Source organism: Aeromicrobium wangtongii (assembly GCF_024584515.1).
Taxonomy (GTDB): domain Bacteria; phylum Actinomycetota; class Actinomycetes; order Propionibacteriales; family Nocardioidaceae; genus Aeromicrobium; species Aeromicrobium wangtongii.
Genome location: NZ_CP102173.1, coordinates 3,502,183 through 3,517,806, shown reverse-complemented (window position 1 = coordinate 3,517,806; position 15,624 = coordinate 3,502,183). Strand labels below are relative to the sequence as shown.

At 69.0% G+C, this 15,624-nt stretch carries 16 protein-coding genes and 1 tRNA gene; 11 read left to right on the top strand and 6 right to left on the bottom strand.

From position 1 onward, the window contains the following. Positions 1 to 99: 99 nt before the first annotated feature. Positions 100 to 2,238 (top strand): ABC transporter permease, encoded by a 2,139-nt coding sequence (locus NQV15_RS17265; RefSeq protein WP_232403700.1) that lies wholly within the window; start codon positions 100 to 102, stop codon positions 2,236 to 2,238. Positions 2,239 to 2,260: 22 nt separating this feature from the next. Here NQV15_RS17265 and NQV15_RS17260 read toward each other — a convergent pair whose 3' ends face one another. Then, entirely contained in the window at positions 2,261 to 3,106 is an 846-nt protein-coding gene (locus NQV15_RS17260) for a LysR family transcriptional regulator (RefSeq protein WP_232403699.1), read from the bottom strand. Positions 3,107 to 3,208: 102 nt separating this feature from the next. Between NQV15_RS17260 and NQV15_RS17255 the strand changes: the two genes are divergently transcribed. Together NQV15_RS17255 and NQV15_RS17250 are read left to right on the top strand one after the other, a co-directional pair. Beyond that, positions 3,209 to 3,940 carry an SDR family oxidoreductase gene (locus tag NQV15_RS17255; protein ID WP_232403698.1) on the top strand — a complete coding sequence of 244 codons (732 nt, stop codon included), beginning with the start codon at positions 3,209 to 3,211 and terminating at the stop codon, positions 3,938 to 3,940. Beyond that, the gene (locus NQV15_RS17250; protein ID WP_232403697.1) at positions 3,934 to 4,536 is read left to right on the top strand and encodes an NADPH-dependent F420 reductase; all 603 of its coding nucleotides are present in this window, start codon (positions 3,934 to 3,936) and stop codon (positions 4,534 to 4,536) included. Before NQV15_RS17255 ends, NQV15_RS17250 begins: the two co-directional genes overlap by 7 nt. A 19-nt stretch (positions 4,537 to 4,555) precedes the next feature. Here the strand turns inward: NQV15_RS17250 and NQV15_RS17245 are convergent, their stop codons facing one another. The 5 genes from NQV15_RS17245 to NQV15_RS17225 all read right to left on the bottom strand — a co-directional run bounded on the left by NQV15_RS17245 (position 4,556) and on the right by NQV15_RS17225 (position 8,171). Next, a complete protein-coding gene (locus NQV15_RS17245; protein ID WP_232403696.1) occupies positions 4,556 to 4,759 on the bottom strand; it encodes a YgaP family membrane protein in 204 nt (67 codons plus the stop codon). A gap of 32 nt (positions 4,760 to 4,791) precedes the next feature. Beyond that, positions 4,792 to 6,912 (bottom strand): MMPL family transporter, encoded by a 2,121-nt coding sequence (locus NQV15_RS17240; protein ID WP_232403695.1) that lies wholly within the window; start codon positions 6,910 to 6,912, stop codon positions 4,792 to 4,794. 129 nt (positions 6,913 to 7,041) lie between these two features. Continuing rightward, positions 7,042 to 7,602: a hypothetical protein gene (locus NQV15_RS17235; RefSeq protein ID WP_232403694.1), complete on the bottom strand. Its 561-nt coding sequence runs from the start codon at positions 7,600 to 7,602 to the stop codon at positions 7,042 to 7,044. A 90-nt stretch (positions 7,603 to 7,692) separates the two neighbouring features. Then, positions 7,693 to 7,914, bottom strand: a complete 222-nt coding sequence (locus tag NQV15_RS17230; protein ID WP_232403693.1) for a hypothetical protein — start codon at positions 7,912 to 7,914, stop codon at positions 7,693 to 7,695. 186 nt (positions 7,915 to 8,100) lie between these two features. Continuing rightward, positions 8,101 to 8,171: transfer RNA gene (locus NQV15_RS17225), tRNA-Gly, on the bottom strand. A gap of 106 nt (positions 8,172 to 8,277) precedes the next feature. Between NQV15_RS17225 and NQV15_RS17220 the strand changes: the two genes are divergently transcribed. From NQV15_RS17220 to NQV15_RS17185, 8 genes are all read left to right on the top strand, one after another. After that, positions 8,278 to 9,081 (top strand): S-methyl-5'-thioadenosine phosphorylase, encoded by an 804-nt coding sequence (locus NQV15_RS17220; RefSeq protein ID WP_232403692.1) that lies wholly within the window; start codon positions 8,278 to 8,280, stop codon positions 9,079 to 9,081. Continuing rightward, positions 9,078 to 10,148, top strand: a complete 1,071-nt coding sequence (locus NQV15_RS17215; protein WP_232403691.1) for an NAD-dependent epimerase/dehydratase family protein — start codon at positions 9,078 to 9,080, stop codon at positions 10,146 to 10,148. The genes NQV15_RS17220 and NQV15_RS17215 overlap by 4 nt, the downstream gene beginning before the upstream one ends. 234 nt (positions 10,149 to 10,382) lie before the next feature. Next, positions 10,383 to 11,225 carry an amidohydrolase family protein gene (locus NQV15_RS17210; RefSeq protein ID WP_232403690.1) on the top strand — a complete coding sequence of 281 codons (843 nt, stop codon included), beginning with the start codon at positions 10,383 to 10,385 and terminating at the stop codon, positions 11,223 to 11,225. Then, the gene (locus NQV15_RS17205; RefSeq protein ID WP_232403688.1) at positions 11,222 to 12,007 is read left to right on the top strand and encodes an SDR family NAD(P)-dependent oxidoreductase; all 786 of its coding nucleotides are present in this window, start codon (positions 11,222 to 11,224) and stop codon (positions 12,005 to 12,007) included. The genes NQV15_RS17210 and NQV15_RS17205 overlap by 4 nt, the downstream gene beginning before the upstream one ends. A 155-nt stretch (positions 12,008 to 12,162) precedes the next feature. Then, complete coding sequence (locus tag NQV15_RS17200) at positions 12,163 to 12,915, top strand: ABC transporter permease (protein ID WP_257125068.1); 753 nt, start codon at positions 12,163 to 12,165, stop codon at positions 12,913 to 12,915. After that, entirely contained in the window at positions 12,912 to 13,730 is an 819-nt protein-coding gene (locus NQV15_RS17195) for an ABC transporter permease (protein ID WP_232403685.1), read from the top strand. Before NQV15_RS17200 ends, NQV15_RS17195 begins: the two co-directional genes overlap by 4 nt. Continuing rightward, positions 13,723 to 14,535 (top strand): ABC transporter ATP-binding protein, encoded by an 813-nt coding sequence (locus NQV15_RS17190; RefSeq protein WP_232403684.1) that lies wholly within the window; start codon positions 13,723 to 13,725, stop codon positions 14,533 to 14,535. Before NQV15_RS17195 ends, NQV15_RS17190 begins: the two co-directional genes overlap by 8 nt. Before the next feature lie 41 nt (positions 14,536 to 14,576). Then, positions 14,577 to 15,587 carry a dihydrodipicolinate synthase family protein gene (locus NQV15_RS17185; protein ID WP_232403683.1) on the top strand — a complete coding sequence of 337 codons (1,011 nt, stop codon included), beginning with the start codon at positions 14,577 to 14,579 and terminating at the stop codon, positions 15,585 to 15,587. Positions 15,588 to 15,624 lie beyond the last annotated feature (37 nt).

Sequence of the window (15,624 nt, the reverse complement as noted above, 5' to 3'; positions counted from 1 at the left end):
TCGTGAGGGTCACACCATCATCCCGGATGGTTTTACGCCACATGACTTAATATAGCTGAGCGGTCTGTACGGATCGTCGCCGATTCGCTAGGAGCGCCTGTGGAACCGTCCGCCGAGACCATCGACCAGAAGTACCCGCCGCCACCGCCGGAGACACCCGCGGAGCGCAAAGGTCGCATGGTGGCGCTGTTCGTCATGCCGTTCCTGATCGTGACGATGATGTACGCGGTCTACATGAGCACGATGCACAGCCCGCAGCCGAGCAACATGCCCGTCGCGGTCGTCGGCACCGGCGCGCAGGTGGAGAAGTTCGCCGACCAGCTGCGCAGCACCTCGAAGGACGCCCTCGACGTGCGGGTCGTCGACGATGCTGCCCAGGTCGAGGAGCTCATCGCGCAGGAGCAGATCGCCGGCGCGATCGAGCCCCCCACGAGCGGCGACGTCGCGAAGATCTACCAGGCCTCGGCCGGTGGTGCGTCGCAGGCGTCCGTCGTGTCGGGCCTGCTCGGTCCTGCCGCGATCGCTGAGGGCTGGGAGCCCGAGAAGGTCGAGCTGGCGCCCCTGCCCGAGGGCGACGGCACGGGCACGATGGTGCTGTTCGCCGCGATGGGCATGATGCTGGCCGGTTACGTCCCGCTCAGCAGCATGCTGTCGGGCACGCCCAACTTGCTGCGGGCCCGGAAGTTCCTGCCGATCGCGCTGGGCTGGTCGGTGCTCACCAGCTCGATCATCTGGTTCATCCTCGGCCCGGTCGTCGGCGCCGTCGACGGGCACTACCCGCTGTTCCTCGGGGTCGGCACGCTCGCGGTCATGGCGATCGCCGTCTCGCAGCTGCTGTTCACCAAGATCATGGGGCCGTTCGCCGTGCTGCTGGGCATGCTGCTGTGGGTGGTGTTCGGCGTCCCGTCGTCGGGCCTGGCCATGGCGATCGACACGATGCCCGGATTCTTCGGCTGGCTGCACGGCGTCCTGCCGCTTCCCGCCGCAGGCGAGGCCCTGCGCTCGGTCATCTACTTCGGTGGTGAGGGTGTCTGGGGCCACGTGCGCACCCTGGCGCTGTGGCTCGTCATCCCGCTGGTCCTGGTGGTCCTGAAGGACCGTCGCTCGGACGAGCCGATCGTCGCCGGCCCGGCCTACACGGCTCCGGATGCCCCCCTGGCGGCGCTGCCCGGCGGGCCGGTCGCCTCCTACCGGCGCCGCCTGTTCGGTGTCGCAGCGTTCCCGCTCGGCATCATGGTCACGGTCGTGACGCTGATGTCTCTGTCGATGCACAAGCCCGACCTCAAGGACCTGCCGGTCGCGGTCGTCGGCCCTCAGGCGTCCGCCTTCGTGGACGGGATCGAGCCGAAGCTGGGCGACTACGTCGACCTGCGGATCGTCGACTCGGCCGACGAGGCCGAGGAGCTCATCAAGGAGCAGGAGATCGCGGCGGCGTACGTGCTGCCCGTCGCGCAGGGACAGGCGCCCGAGCTGCTGACGGCCGGTGGCGCCGGCGCGAGCCAGAAGATGACGGCCGTCCAGATGTTCAGCCCGATCGCGCAGGAGAGCGGCACACCGCTGGAGGTCAAGGACGTCGCGGCGCTGACGGACAACGACACCGGCGGCAGCAACAGCCTGTACGTCGGCATGTCGTGGATCATGGCCGGCTTCCTGTTCTTCGCCGTGATGCGCGGCGGCGCCCCTGACCTGACCCGGACCCGCCAGCTGCTGCCGCTGGTCGCGGGCTGGTCGGTGGGGATCTCGGTCTGGCTGTGGTTCCTGTTCGACGTGCTCATCGGGGCGGTCAACGGGCACGCCCTGGCACTGATCGGCGTCGGCGCGTTCACGGTCTTCGCCGTGGCGTGGACCAGCGCCGTCCTGATCCGTCTGTGGGGCCTCGGTGCGCTCGTGCCGGTCATGATCGTGGTGATGCTCGCGGGCGTCCCGGCGTCCGGCGGTGGCCTCTCGATCTACATGGTGCCGGAGCTCTTCCGCTGGCTCAGCGATGTGCTGCCGCTGCCTGCGGCGGTCGACATCGCCCGCTCGCTGGTCTACTTCGACGGCACCGGAATCGGCGGCAACCTGCTGGTGATCGGCGCCTGGGGCCTGGTGGGGCTCGCGCTGAACGTCCTCGTGGTCGACCGGTGGCTGAACCGCGACGGCGCCAAGCCGCACGCGCCGCTCGGCCCGAAGTACATGCCCGAGAAGCGCGACAAGAAGTCCTCGCAGGAGGACGAGCTGGTCGAGCAGCCTGCCTAGGCCGTTCGGAAGAGGTCCGGGCTCAGAGACGGGTGGCGGTCCGGACCAGATCGGCCACCGCCCGTGACCGGCTGGCGGGCGGCCACGCGATGACGGTGGTCACCGCGGGGGCGTCCGCCAGCGGCCTGGCGACCAGGCCTTCGCCGAGCTGGGCGCGGCAGGAGTCCGGCGCCACCATCAGCGTCCGCCCCAGCGCGATGAGCTGCAGCAGCTGGCTGTGGCTCTGCACCTCGGGCCCGGGCCCGTCGGCGTAGCTGCCGTCCGGTGCGGGCCACCGGGGCATCGGCAGATCCGTGAGCCCGTCCAGGTCGGCCAGCCGTAGCTCGTCCTTTGCGGTGAGCGGGTGACCTGCGGGCAGCACCACGACCTGGCCCTCGGTCAGCAGCTCCTCGGTGTCCAGACCGGTGGTGTCGTCGAAAGGCTTGTGCAGGATCGCGACATCGGCGCGGCCCGTGCGGATCGGGCGGCCCTGCTCGCCCGGCGGGCACAGCGTCACGTCGACGTGGACGGAACCGGGCTCGGCGGCGTAGGCGTTCAGCAGCTTGGCCAGCAGCTCGCTGGACGCGCCGGCCTTGGTCGAGATCACCAGCCGGGGTGCTGCGATCTCCACGGCGGCCCGCCGGGCCCGGTGCTCGGCGGCCTCCATCGCGTCGAGCGCGGCCCGGCCCTCGTGCAGCAGTGCCTCGCCGGCGGGGGTCATCGTGACCGAGCGGCTGTCGCGCTCGAGCAGCGTGACGCCCATGCGGCGCTCGAGCTGGCTGATCGCGCGGGACAGTGGCGGCTGGGCGATGCCGAGCCGGTCGGCGGCGCGTCCGAAGTGCAGCTCCTCGGCGACCGCCACGAAGTAGCGCAGCTCCCTGGTCTCCATGAGCCCAGCGTAGCCCCGCGGAGCAGCGTCGATACCCGTTCGGTATCGGGCGTGACCGAGACGGTGTTGGGGCTGCCCGCGCCCGGCCCGCACGCTCAAGTCATGACTGACACGAAGACCGCTCTCGTCACGGGAGCCAACAAGGGAATCGGCTACGAGATCGCGGCAGGACTCGGTGCGCTCGGCTGGAGCGTGGGCGTCGGAGCGCGTGACCGCACCCGCCGGGACGACGCGGTGGCCCGGCTGATCGATCGCGGGGTGGACGCGTTCGCCGTCCCGCTGGACGTCACTGATGACGGCAGCGTGGCCGCCGCGGCCGACCTCCTCGCCGAGCGCTCCGGGCGCCTGGACGCGCTGGTCAACAATGCCGGCATCACCGGTGGTGTGCCGCAGGAGCCGACGAGCATCGACCTCGACATCATCCGCACGGTGGTCGAGACCAATGTCCTGGGCGTCATCCGGGTCACCAACGCGATGTTGCCGCTGCTGCGCCGCGCCGCGTCCCCGCGCATCGTGAACATGTCCAGCGGGGTCGGCTCGCTGACCCGCCAGTCCGGTTCGGTCGGCGAGCTGAGCACGGGTCCGGTCGCCGCGGCCTACTCGCCGTCGAAGACGTTCCTGAATGCCGTGATGATCCAGTACGTCCGGGAGCTGGGCGACAGCAACATCCTCATCAACGCCGCCTGCCCTGGCTTCGTGGCGACCGACCTCAACGGCTTCCGCGGCGTCCGGACCCCCGAGCAGGGTGCCGCCACCGCGATCCGGCTGGCGACCCTGCCCGACGGCGGGCCCACGGGCGGATTCTTCGAGGACGCCGGGGTCATTCCGTGGTGAGCATCGCGGTGCTCGGCACGGGCAAGGTCGGTTCCGCGCTCGGGACGAAGCTGGCATCGGCCGGTCACCAGGTGACCTACGGGTCACGCGCTCCCGCCCGCGAGGGGGGCGTGGTCTCGCACCGGGACGCCGTCGCGGGCGCCGAGGTGGTCATCACGGCGATACCGGGCACGGGCGTGGTGGGCGCGCTGGAGGCCGTCGGTGCCGCCGCGCTGGGCGACAAGATCGTGCTGGACCCGTCGGCGGCCTTCGCGCCCGACATGACCATGGCGTATCCCGGTGACAGCGTCGCCGGACGCGTGCAGGCGCAGTTCCCGCGGGCGCGCGTCGTGAAGACGCTCAACACCATGAACTTCACGATCATGGTCGACCCCCTCGACTCGCTGCCCGACGCGACCGTGTTCGTCAGCGGGGACGATGCCGACGCCAAGGACATGACCCGGACGCTGCTCGGCGACCTGGGCTGGCCCGACCGGAACATCCTCGACCTCGGGGGCATCGACACGGCGCTGGCCACCGAGCACGTCGCACCGCTGTTCTTCGCGACCGTGCGCGCCCTGCGGTCGCCGACGTTCAACGTGACGATCTCCCGGTAGGTGGAAGCGCAGAGGCGTCCTACTTGAACGCGCACCCTGCCGGGACGCCGGCGCGGCGCAGGATCGATGCGGCCGGGCAGAACCCGGTCAGGCTGGCCTGTAGCAGGTTGAGCCCGACGAAGGCCGGCAGCAGCAGCCACCACGGGGAGGTGAGGGCGGCCAGGACGACGCCGATCAGCGTCATGGTTCCGGCCAGGGCCATCACAGCGCGGTCGATGTTCATGAGATCTCCGTTCTGAAAGGGGTTGGGGCGTCTCAGCCGTGCGAGAAGGTGATCTTCGGCAGGACACGCTTGAGCCAGGCCGGGACGTACCAGGCGGCACGGCCGGTCAGGCGCAGCAGCACGGGCAGCAGGACGAGGCGCACCAGGAATGCGTCGAGCAGCACCGCGACGCCCAGGACGACGCCCATCTCCTTGGGCGGCAGTGGACCGGACAGGGCGAAGGTGAAGAACACCGCGACCATGACCGCGCCGGCGGCGAAGATGACCCGCCCGGAGCTCGCGAGGGCCCCGACCATGGCCTCCTTCGGGTCGCCCGTGCGCTCGTAGTGCTCCTTGCCAGATGCGAGCAGGAACACCGTGTAGTCCATGGCGATCGCGAAGATCATCGCGAAGAAGAACACCGGCGCCCAGGCGTCCAGGAAGCCCTGGCTCTCGAAGCCGAGCAGGCCCGATCCCCAGCCGTCCTGGAAGATCAGCCGCGCGACGCCGAACGCCGCGGCGGTGGACAGCAGGCTCACGAGCGTCCCGAGCAGGGAGATCAGCGGAGCCTGCAGGGCGATCAGCAGCAGGAGGAAGCCGAGCGCCAGGATGACGCCGATGACCAGAGGTGTGGAGCTATCGAGCTGGGACTTGAGGTCCAGGTTCTCCACCGGGGCCCCGCCGACGTATGCGGTGTCGGGCAGGTCGGCGCGCAGTCGCTCCACGGTGTCGGCCAGCGCGGGGTCCGACGGGTCGACCGTCGGGACGGCCTGGACCATCGCGAGCCCCGAGTCGTCCGCGGCCGGCTGGGCCGGCATGGCTGCCGCGATGCCGTCGTCGGCGCTCAGGACCGAAGTGGCCTCGGGTGCCTGCTCCTTGTTCACCACGATCTGCAGCGTGCCGGGGGCGCCGTCGCCGAATGCCTCCTGGACGCGGTCGTAGCCGACCCGCGCCGAGGCGTCCTCGGGCAGGACCTTGATCGACGGCATGGCGGTCTTCAGGCCCAGCACCGGCGCGGCGAGCGTGATCAGGACGACCAGCGAGGCGGTGCCCCACACGATGGGCCGGCGCCAGAGCCGCTCACCCCACGCCGCGAACCGGCGCGAGCGGTGCTCGCCGTCCTTGACCCACGGCAGCGCGAGCTTGTTGATGCGGTGGTCGAGCTTGAACAGGACCAGGGGGAGCAGGGTCAGGGTCGCTGCGAGGACGAAGACGACCGAGATCATGATGCCGCCGGCCATCGACCGGAACGACGGCGACGGGACGAGCATGACCGCCGAGAGTGACACCAGGACGGTGAGCCCGGACAGCAGGACGGCCTTGCCTGCGGTGTCCATCGTCTCGGCGACCGCCTCACGGGCCGACTTGCCCGCGCCCATCCGGGCCGCGCGGTAGCGGACGACGAGGAACAGGGCGTAGTCGATGCCGAGGGCGAGGGCGAACATCATCGCGAAGTTCATCGCCCAGATCGAGACGGGGACGAGCTCGTTGATCAGCACCAGGGAGCCCGCGGAGGCCAGCAGGCCGGCCAGCGTGAGCAGCAGCGGCAGACCCGCGGCGACCAGTGCGCCGAAGGCCAGCACGAGGATGCCCAGGGTGACGGGCCAGGAGACCATCTCGGACTTCAGCATCGCCTCGAGATTGGCCTCGTTGAAGTCCGACCACAGCAGGGACGAACCGGTCGGGTTGACCTGGACGCCATCGGTGCTGAGCTCCTGGAGCGGGCCCTTGAGATCGGTCGCGACCCGGACCATCTCGTTCGTGTCGACGCCGGCGCCGGCCAGGACGATGGCGGTCGAGCCGTCCTGGCTCAGGGTGGCGCCCGGCTGCGGAGCGACCACGTCGGCGATACGGGGCTCGGCCTCGAGCGCGGCGGTCACGTCGGCAAGCACCTCGGCGCCCCGTCCCTCGGTGACCGGTCCGTCCGTGCTGTGCACGACGACCTGGATGGCCGAGGAGGCGTTGCCGCCGAAGTGGTCCTTGGCCAGCTCGCGAGCCGCGACGGACTCCGAGCCGTTGGCCTGCCAGCCGGCGCCGGACAGATTCTGCTCGACCTTGGGGGCGAAGAGGCCCAGGGCGATGATGACAAGCAGCCACACGACGGTGACCAGGCGCGCGTGGGTGGTGACCCAGGTGCCGAGTCGACCGAGCGGGCCGGGAATGGGCGTGGACATGTGTTCTCCGGGATGCAGGCGAGGGGGCGTTCGAGTATCCCCCCGGGGGGTTATCGAATCGACCATAACACAACCCCCCGGGGGGTTATGAATCCACCGGACGAAAGGCGCCTTCGGAGCGGAGAGGCGCTACTGGGTCGGTCCTGCCACCTCAGGTATTTCGGGAAGACCCAGCGCCTCACGGACAACGGCGGACCTGGCCGAAGAGTTGGCCCTCACCAGGTCATCGACTGCAGCCGTGATCTCGGCAGTGTCCTTGGCCGTGGCGCACTTCCGGTAGGCGAGGGAGTCGCTCCTGCGGGAGATGACGAGGTCGTCGATCGCGGGCCGGACACCGTCAGGCCACTTCCCCTTGGTCAGCTTCTCGCTTCGCTCGTCGTTGATCGTTGCGAGGTCCGAACAGACGGCGTTGATCGCGGCGAGCTGTTCGGCGGTGAAGACGGTCTGGCCGGCTGCCTCCGCCGCCACTGCCTTCAGCTGACTCAGCTTCGCATTGCCCGGCTCGACGAAGGCGAGGTACCGATCCCTGCTTTCCTCGTCGTCCCAGGTCTTGGATGAGTTCTCGGCCCCGGCAGCACCCTGCGGAGGGGCGGAACTGGACGTTCCTGGGCTCGTGGTGCCGTCGCTGCCGCACGCTGTCAGGACGAGGGCGAACGCAGTCGCTGCCAGAAGTGCTGCTGCTCGTCGCATGACTCCTCCTTGAAGGAGTAGTACATGCAAACGGCAGCGCACACAACGGTCGTCGCCTCGCTGGGCCCGCGCCCGTGCGTAAGGCGGCGTTCAGCGCCTGTTGCGGGGATGCTGACGCGCCACCCGCTCGTTGCCGTGCCGGTAGTTCCCGGTCCACCGGGCCATGGTCAGCTGGGGATTGTCCTCGACCTCGGCGAGGAACTGCGCGGCGCGGCCGCCTCGCAGCTTCGCCGCCACCCGGCCGTGGTGCGTGATGATCACGCTGCCGTCGGCGCGGCGGACGTACTCGAACCCTTCCGGAGAACCGCCCACGTGCTGGATGCTAGTCCTTCGCGGGGTCGGACTCACAGGACCGTAAGGCAGCGTCTTGACGAGAGTGAAGCGAGCCGATGACGGGATCCCTTGCAGGGCGGCCCTCGGGTGGCGGCTTCGCCGCGGGGGAGGGCCGCGTCGATGGGGCCCACTCGATTCCCGTCAGCGTCTCCTCGCTGCACTCGGAGCCGATGACGGGAATCGAACCCGCATATCTTGCTTGGGAAGCAAGCGCTCTACCACTGAGCTACATCGGCGTGACGTCCTGCGACGACGAGCCCACTGTAGCCAACCGAGGAGGCGCCTGGGGAGGCGACAGGCTCTCGGCCTGCCGGCGCCGCGTGGTCCTGCCATGCTCGGAGCATGAGCGCATCGCCCCGCCCCGACGTCGCCGTGATCGGTGGATCCGGTTTCTACACGTTCCTCGAGGACCCGCAGGAGATCGAGGTCGACACCCCGTACGGCAAGCCGTCCGCGCCGATCTCGGTCGGCACCGTCGAGGGCCGGTCGGTCGCCTTCCTGCCGCGGCACGGCGCCCACCACGACTTCCCGGCGCACAAGGTGCCCTACCGGGCCAACCTGTGGGCACTGCGCAGCCTCGGCGTCCGTCAGGTGTTGGCACCGTGCGCCGTGGGCGGCCTGCAGGTCGAGTACGGGCCGGGGACGTTCCTCGTGCCGGACCAGCTGGTCGACCGCACGTCCGGCCGCCAGCAGACCTACTACGACACCGGCGCCATCCACGTCTCCTTCTCCGACCCGTACTGCGCGCGGCTGCGCGGGCACCTGCTGAACGGTCTGGCGGGCCAGGGTCCGGTCGACGGCGGGACGATGGTCGTCGTCGAGGGGCCGCGGTTCTCCACCCGCGCCGAGTCCAAGTGGTACGCCGACCAGGGGTGGTCGGTCATCAACATGACCGGGCATCCCGAGGCGGTCCTCGCCCGCGAGCTGGCCCTCTGCTACGCCACGGTCGCTCTGGTGACGGACTACGACGCCGGCGTGGACGAGGCGTCGTCGGTCAGCATGGACGCCGTCTTCCAGGTGTTCGCTGAGCACACCGACACCCTCAAGAAGCTGCTGAGCGGGGTCGTCGCCGGACTGGGCGACGACCGTGACTGCTCGTGCTCGCACGCGCTCGACGGCATGAACCTGCCGCTGACGCTGCCATGAGGATCCTGCTGACCGGCGCCGCCGGGTTCATCGGCACCCACATCGGAGAGGTCGCGCGCGAGCGCGGGCATGAGGTGGTCGCGCTCGACATGTTCCTGGACAAGGCGCACTGGCCGTCAGCGGGCGACCTTTCGACAGGCTCAAGGGGCGAAGACGGCTCAAGGGGCGTTGAGCGGCTCGACCTGCGCAGCGACCGGCTGGATGCTGTCCTCGAGGGCATCGACGTGGTGTGCCACCAGGCGGCGATGGTCGGCAACGGCGTCGATGCGCAGGACCTGCCCGACTACGCCGAGCACAACGACGCCGGTACGGCGCGGCTGCTCGCCGCGATGGCCCGCGCGGGGGTCCGCGATCTCGTGCTGGCCTCGTCGATGGTGGTCTACGGCGACGGCCGGTACACCTGCCCGACGCACGGGGACGTGCCGCCCGCGGTGCGCCGCGAGGATGACCTGTCGGCCGGACGCTACGACCCGCGGTGCCCCGTGTGCGGCGGGGACATCACATGGCGGCTGATCGGCGAGGACACCCCGTTCCTGCCGCGCACCAGCTACGCCGCATCGAAGGTCGCGCAGGAGCACTACGCGTCCGCATGGTGCACGCTCGAGGGCTCGCGGGCCGTCGCGCTGAGGTATCACAACGTCTACGGTCCCGGGATGCCCGCGGACACCCCGTACGCCGGCGTCGCAGCGATCTTCCGCTCCGCCATCGCCCGGGGTGAGGCCCCTCGGGTGTTCGAGGACGGCCAGCAGGTCCGCGACTTCGTGCACGTGCGCGACGTCGCCCGCGCGAACGTCCTGGCGATCGAGCAGGTCGCGCAGCACCCGTCCGGGCTGACGCCCTACAACATCGCGTCCGGGACGACGTTCACCATCGGCCAGATGGCCACGGCCCTGGCTGCTGCCGCCGGCGCCCGGGAGCCGGTGCTGACCGGCGACTACCGCGCCTTCGACGTCCGCCACGTCGTCGCCTCCCCAGAGAGGGCAAAGGCGGGACTGGGGTTCGAGGCGAAGATCGCCCCGGAGCACGGCCTGTCCGCCCTGGCGACCGACCCGTTGAGGACGCGCTGACGAACTCCTGAGGGAGGCGAGTCGTGCCGGTGAACGACACGCTCGAACCGGCCTGGCAATCGGCCGGGTCTCCGAGGAGCTGTGGGGACGGCTGCGCCAACTGGTCTCCGAGTCCCCGGCGGCCGTGACCCGTTGGCAGATTCGGTCCGCGCGGTTCGTGGCCGGCTGAGAATTGACGTGACGCGGCTCACGCAATGTATTGATATTACCTACTTAGGTAGGTAGGTTGTCCGCATGAGACGGATTGATCTGCACTGCTACCCCGGAACCCAGGAATGGGTGGACTCCCAGGGCCCCTTCGCCGAAGCTCTCGGCAAGTACTGGAACAAGCCGTGGGTCGGACGATCTGAGGAAGACGTGGTCGCCGACATCCGGGCCCACGGCCTTCAGGCTGTCCTCGTGGCCTTCGACATCGAATCGCTCACGGGGGCCAAGCCGTGCAGCAATCAGTCGGTCGCGGCACTTCGGGACCGCTATCCGGATGTCTTTTTGGGCGCATGGGGTGCGGTGGATCCACTCAAGGGTCCGGACGCGATCGATGAAGTGGCGCGGGCCGCGAAGGAGGATGGCGTCCTGGGATTCCACTTCCATCCGATCATGGGGCACTTCCGTGTTGACGATCACGCGCATTACCCGTTGTTCGAGGCCATTGAGGCGCTTGGTCTGCCTGTCATGGTGGACGTCGGCACGACAGGCATGGGCGCCGGGCTCCCGGGAGGCTTGGGGGCTCGCGTCGACGATGCCCACCCGATGGCGGTCGACCACCTGGCTGCGTCGTTTCCCAACCTGACAATCATCGCGGCGCATCCGGGCTGGCCCTGGGTCGACGAGATGACTGCCGTGGCGCTGCACAAGGGAAATGTGTTCTGGGAGATGTCCGGCTGGGCCCCCAAATACTTCCCGGCGCAGCTCAAGACCGATATCCGCAGTCGGCTGCAGGACAAGATCATGTTCGGCACGGATCACCCCAGCATCCCGTTCGAGCGGGTGCTGCGGGAGTGGGACGAGCTGGGCTACTCCGACGAGGTGATGGAGAAGGTCTTCCATGCCAACGCCGAGCGGGTGCTGGGCCTATGAGCGACAGCCTGGGATCGATGCCCGCCAATGTCCGCCCCAAGGCCCTCGTGACGGGCTCCGCCAGCGGCATCGGGCGTGCCGCCGCCCTGAAGCTCGCCGAGGAGGGCTTCGACGTGACGATCAACTACAGCCGCTCACATGATCGCGCGGAACAGACGCTGCGAGAGCTGGAAAAGCATGGCGGCTCGCACCAGGCGGTGAAGGCGGACGTCAGCGATGACGCCGCCGTGCAGGAGATGGTGGCCGCGGCGGCAGGAGATGACGGGCGACTGGACGTGCTCGTGAACAACGCCGGCACCACCAGCCAGACGCCGCCCGACGATCTCGCCGGCATCGATCTGGATGACTGGGACCAGGTCTTTCGCGTCAACGTGCGCGGTCTGGTGCAGGTGACCCGCGCGGCCGCCCCGGCCCTGCGCGGAAGCCAGGGCTCCATCGTCAACGTCGCCAGCATCGTCGGGCTGCGTCCGGGCCCGCAACCGCTGGCCTATGCAGCCAGCAAGGCTGCCGTCGTGAGCCTCACCAAGACCCTGTCGCGCGTCATGGCACCAGAGGTCCGCGTCAACGCCGTGGCTCCGGGCTGGATCGCCGGTGAGTGGATGGAGCGGACCCTCGGTGACAACTACGAGTCGCTGATGGAGCGGCGGGCTCGTCAGACGCCCCTCAAGCGAAACGTCACCCTCGAGGATGTCGCCGAATCCATCTACGCACTGGCCGTCACGCATCGGTTCGTGACGGGGGAGATCGTGGTGGTCGACGGCGGCTTCACGGCCACGACATGACTCAGCGGGCCGTCGCCACCGACCGTGTCGCGAAGTCTGCGGATGCCACTTCGGCGGCCAGCGGCGCGGCTTATGGTGAGCACGTGCGACGTGACACAGATCTCAGTGATCCGATCTCGCCGAGCCGCGTCCGCGTCCGTGCCGTGGTGATGTCGGTGGGACGGCTGGTCATCACGGTGCTGGTGATCGGCGTTCTGTGGAACGGTCTGCGGATCCTGGGCGTCCTGCCGACAGACCAGGTCCCGGCGGCCGGCACAGTGGTGCGAACCACCGTTTCTCTTCTTGGCGACGGCACTCTCGTGGATCCCCTGGGGGAGACCGTGCGCGCCTTCCTGGCCGGCCTGGCCGCGTCTGTCGTCATCGGTGTTCCGCTGGGCTTTCTGGTTGGTCGACTGCAGCTGGCCGACGACGCGCTCGGCCTGACCCTCGACCTGCTGAGGCCGATTCCGGCAGTCGCGCTCGTGCCGGTGGCAGTTGTCGTGCTCGGCCTCGGCCTCACGATGCAGGTGGCCCTCATCGCCTTCGCCTCGATCTGGCCGATCGTCTACAACACCCGTTACGGCGCCCGTAACATCGATCCTCTGCTGGTCGACGCGTCGCGGCTGGTGGGGTTGTCCCGTACGGCGATGGCGTGGCGCGTTCTCCTGCCGGCGGCGCTCCCCTCGATCATGACCGGTGTGCGGCTGGCGGCGGCGGTGGCCGTGGTGCTGACGATCGTCACCGAGCTGGTCGCGTCAGGCACAGGACTCGGCTACTTCGTCAGCACGACACAGCAGGCCGGCGACAACGACTCGGCATTCGCCGGGGTGCTGCTCGCGGCATTGCTCGGCACGGTCGTCAATGCGCTCGTTCGCCTGATGGAGCAGCGCCTCACCTCGTGGCACACCCACCGACAGGCGCTCACATGACCACCGCACCCTTGGCGCCGGGACGCCGCGGCCTTCGACTCCAGCTCCGGTTCCCCCGACGGCTGGCCCTGGGGGCGACGACGTTGGCCGTGCTGCTGGCACTGTGGGAGCTCGTGGGCGTACGGCAGCTCGTTCCCTTCGTGGTGCCGTTCACAGATGCACTCTCCGGGGCCTGGTCGCTCGTCACGAGTGAGCGGCTGAAGACCGATGTCCTTCCATCGGCAGGACGCGCGCTCGCCGGTTTCCTGCTGGGCGGCAGCGTCGGCTACGTGATCGGCACTCTGCTCGGTGTGCTGCCAACTCTTGAGCGCTGGACCCGTCCGGCGCTGGAGTTCGCCCGTGCGACACCGGTGCCGATCCTGATTCCGGTGCTGTTCGCGGCGTTCGGTGCCAGCAGCACCACTCGGATCGGTCTCATCGCACTGGCCGCCGCATGGCCCGTGCTGCTGAACGCCACGGACGGCGCTCGTGCCGTCGACGTCCGGCTGCTCGATGCGGCGAGGGTGGCCGGTTATGGCCCGGTGATGCGCCTGCGGCGGGTGACGGTTCCTGCCGCCCTGCCCCAGGTCTTCGCCGGACTGCGGATCGCGCTGGGGCTGTCGCTCGTGATGATGGTCGTCAGCGAGATGGTGTCGGCTGACTCCGGCCTGGGGCAGTTCGTGCTCCAGTCGCAACGATCCTTCGCGCTGCTCGACATGTACTCGGGCGTCTTGGTCCTCGCCACGCTCGGCGGTCTCTTTACCGCCGCCTTCAACCTCGTGGAGCGCCGCGCACTCCGCTGGTACCACGGACAGAAAGGCATGGCCCATGACTGAAAGCTCACTGGCGTCCACCGCCACACCCGATCGGGACGTGCCACCCCTTCTCTCGGTGTCCGGGGTGCGCAAGACCTACGCGGGGACAGGCGGGGGCGCGTCGACGGTCGCCATCGACGATCTCACGTTCACCGTCGACAAGGGAGAATTCGTCGTGATCGTGGGACCGTCGGGCTGTGGCAAGACGACGCTGCTGCGGTGCCTGTCCGGCCTGCTGGCTCCGACCTCGGGAACTGTGGAGTTCGACGGTCGCACCGTCGCTGGTGTGCAAGCCGGACTCGGCGTCGTGTTCCAGGAGTACACCCGCAGCCTGATGCCATGGCTGTCGGTGCGTGCCAACGTGGAGCTCGGGCTTCACCGTCTTCCCAAGGCGGAGCGCCGTGAGCAGGCGGAGCGCTCCTTGCGCCATGTGGGGCTGGTGGAGTTCGGCGACCGGTACCCCTGGCAGCTGTCCGGTGGCATGCAGCAGCGGGTGGCAATCGCTCGCGCCATCAGCGCCGACCCACGTCTGCTGATGATGGACGAACCCTTCGCCTCGGTCGATGCCCAGACGCGCACCTCCCTCGAGTCGATGGTGCTCGACCTGTGGGTCGAGGCCGGATGGACGGGCCTTCTCGTCACGCACGACATCGACGAGGCGATCTTCATGGCCGATCGCGTTCTGGTGCTCTCGCAGCGGCCCAGCCGTGTCATCGAGGCCATCGACATCGTGCTGGACCGCCCTCGCGACCAGCTCGAGACCCGGGCAAGCCCCGAGTTCCAGGAGTACCGCCGCCGTATCACCGCTCTGATCGGTCAGCACTGACCGACGCCCCTACCAAGACCTCAACCCCGGAAAGAGCAACCATGACGCACCAACCGTTCGGCCGACTCTTTGTCACTCCCGTTCTTCCCTTCACCCATGACGGCGCCATCGACGAGCCCGCCTTCCGTAACTTCCTGCGCGGATTCCTCACCGAGGAGTATCTGGAGGCGGGCATCGCCCTGATCGCGAACCCCGAGGCGGGAGAGCTGTTCTACCTCGACCGAGACGAGCGCCGTCTGGTCCTGTCGATCGTGATGGAGGAGGTCGCCGGTCGCGCCCCTGTCGTCGCCGGCGTCGTGGATGTGACCACTGCTGGGTTCGTGCAGTGCGCCAAGGATGCCGCGGAGGCGGGCGCGGACGGGCTTTTCGTCTTCCCCCCGGTGGGAGCGCAGGACGTCACGTCGTGCTGGAACGCGGACATGTATCCCGAGGTGTTCGTCGACATCCTCCAAGCCATCGCAGCCGAGGTCGACCTTCCGATGATCATCCATCCGGTCGCCCAGATGTCCCCGGGCTACGGGGTGGGACTGACTTCGGCAGTCACCCGGACGATCTTGCGTGAGGTGCCGAACGTCGTTGGCTGGAAGATGACGTACAACTACGACGGATACCGCACGATCACTGATGTGATTCGTGCCGAGGACCGGCCCATCGAGGTGTTGGGTGCGGTGGCGAAGTACTTCCACGAGAACCTGCTGAACGGCGCCATGGACGGGACGTCCTCGGGCGCATGGAACTACGCGCTCGAGCCGATGATGGCGCACATCCAGGCCTGGCGGGCCGGCGACGTCGAGCAGGCCACGAAGATTTGGGAGGGCGGCCTGCGGCAGCTGCAGTCCTATGTGTTCAGCGACTTCGGCCGGCTTCACGTCCGGTACAAGGCTGCCGTCTGGCTGAGGGGACTTATCCCCAGCCCCGAGATGCGTGCGCCAATGCCCAAGCCGCGTCGTTCCGAGGTCGCGGACCTGGTGGTCAAGCTGCGCGATGCAGGCCTCGACGTCATCGACGACGCTGCCATCGAGGCCGAGCTGGATCGTCTGCAGGCTCGCTGATCCGGATCGTCCCACGCGGCTCTTGACCCACGTGATC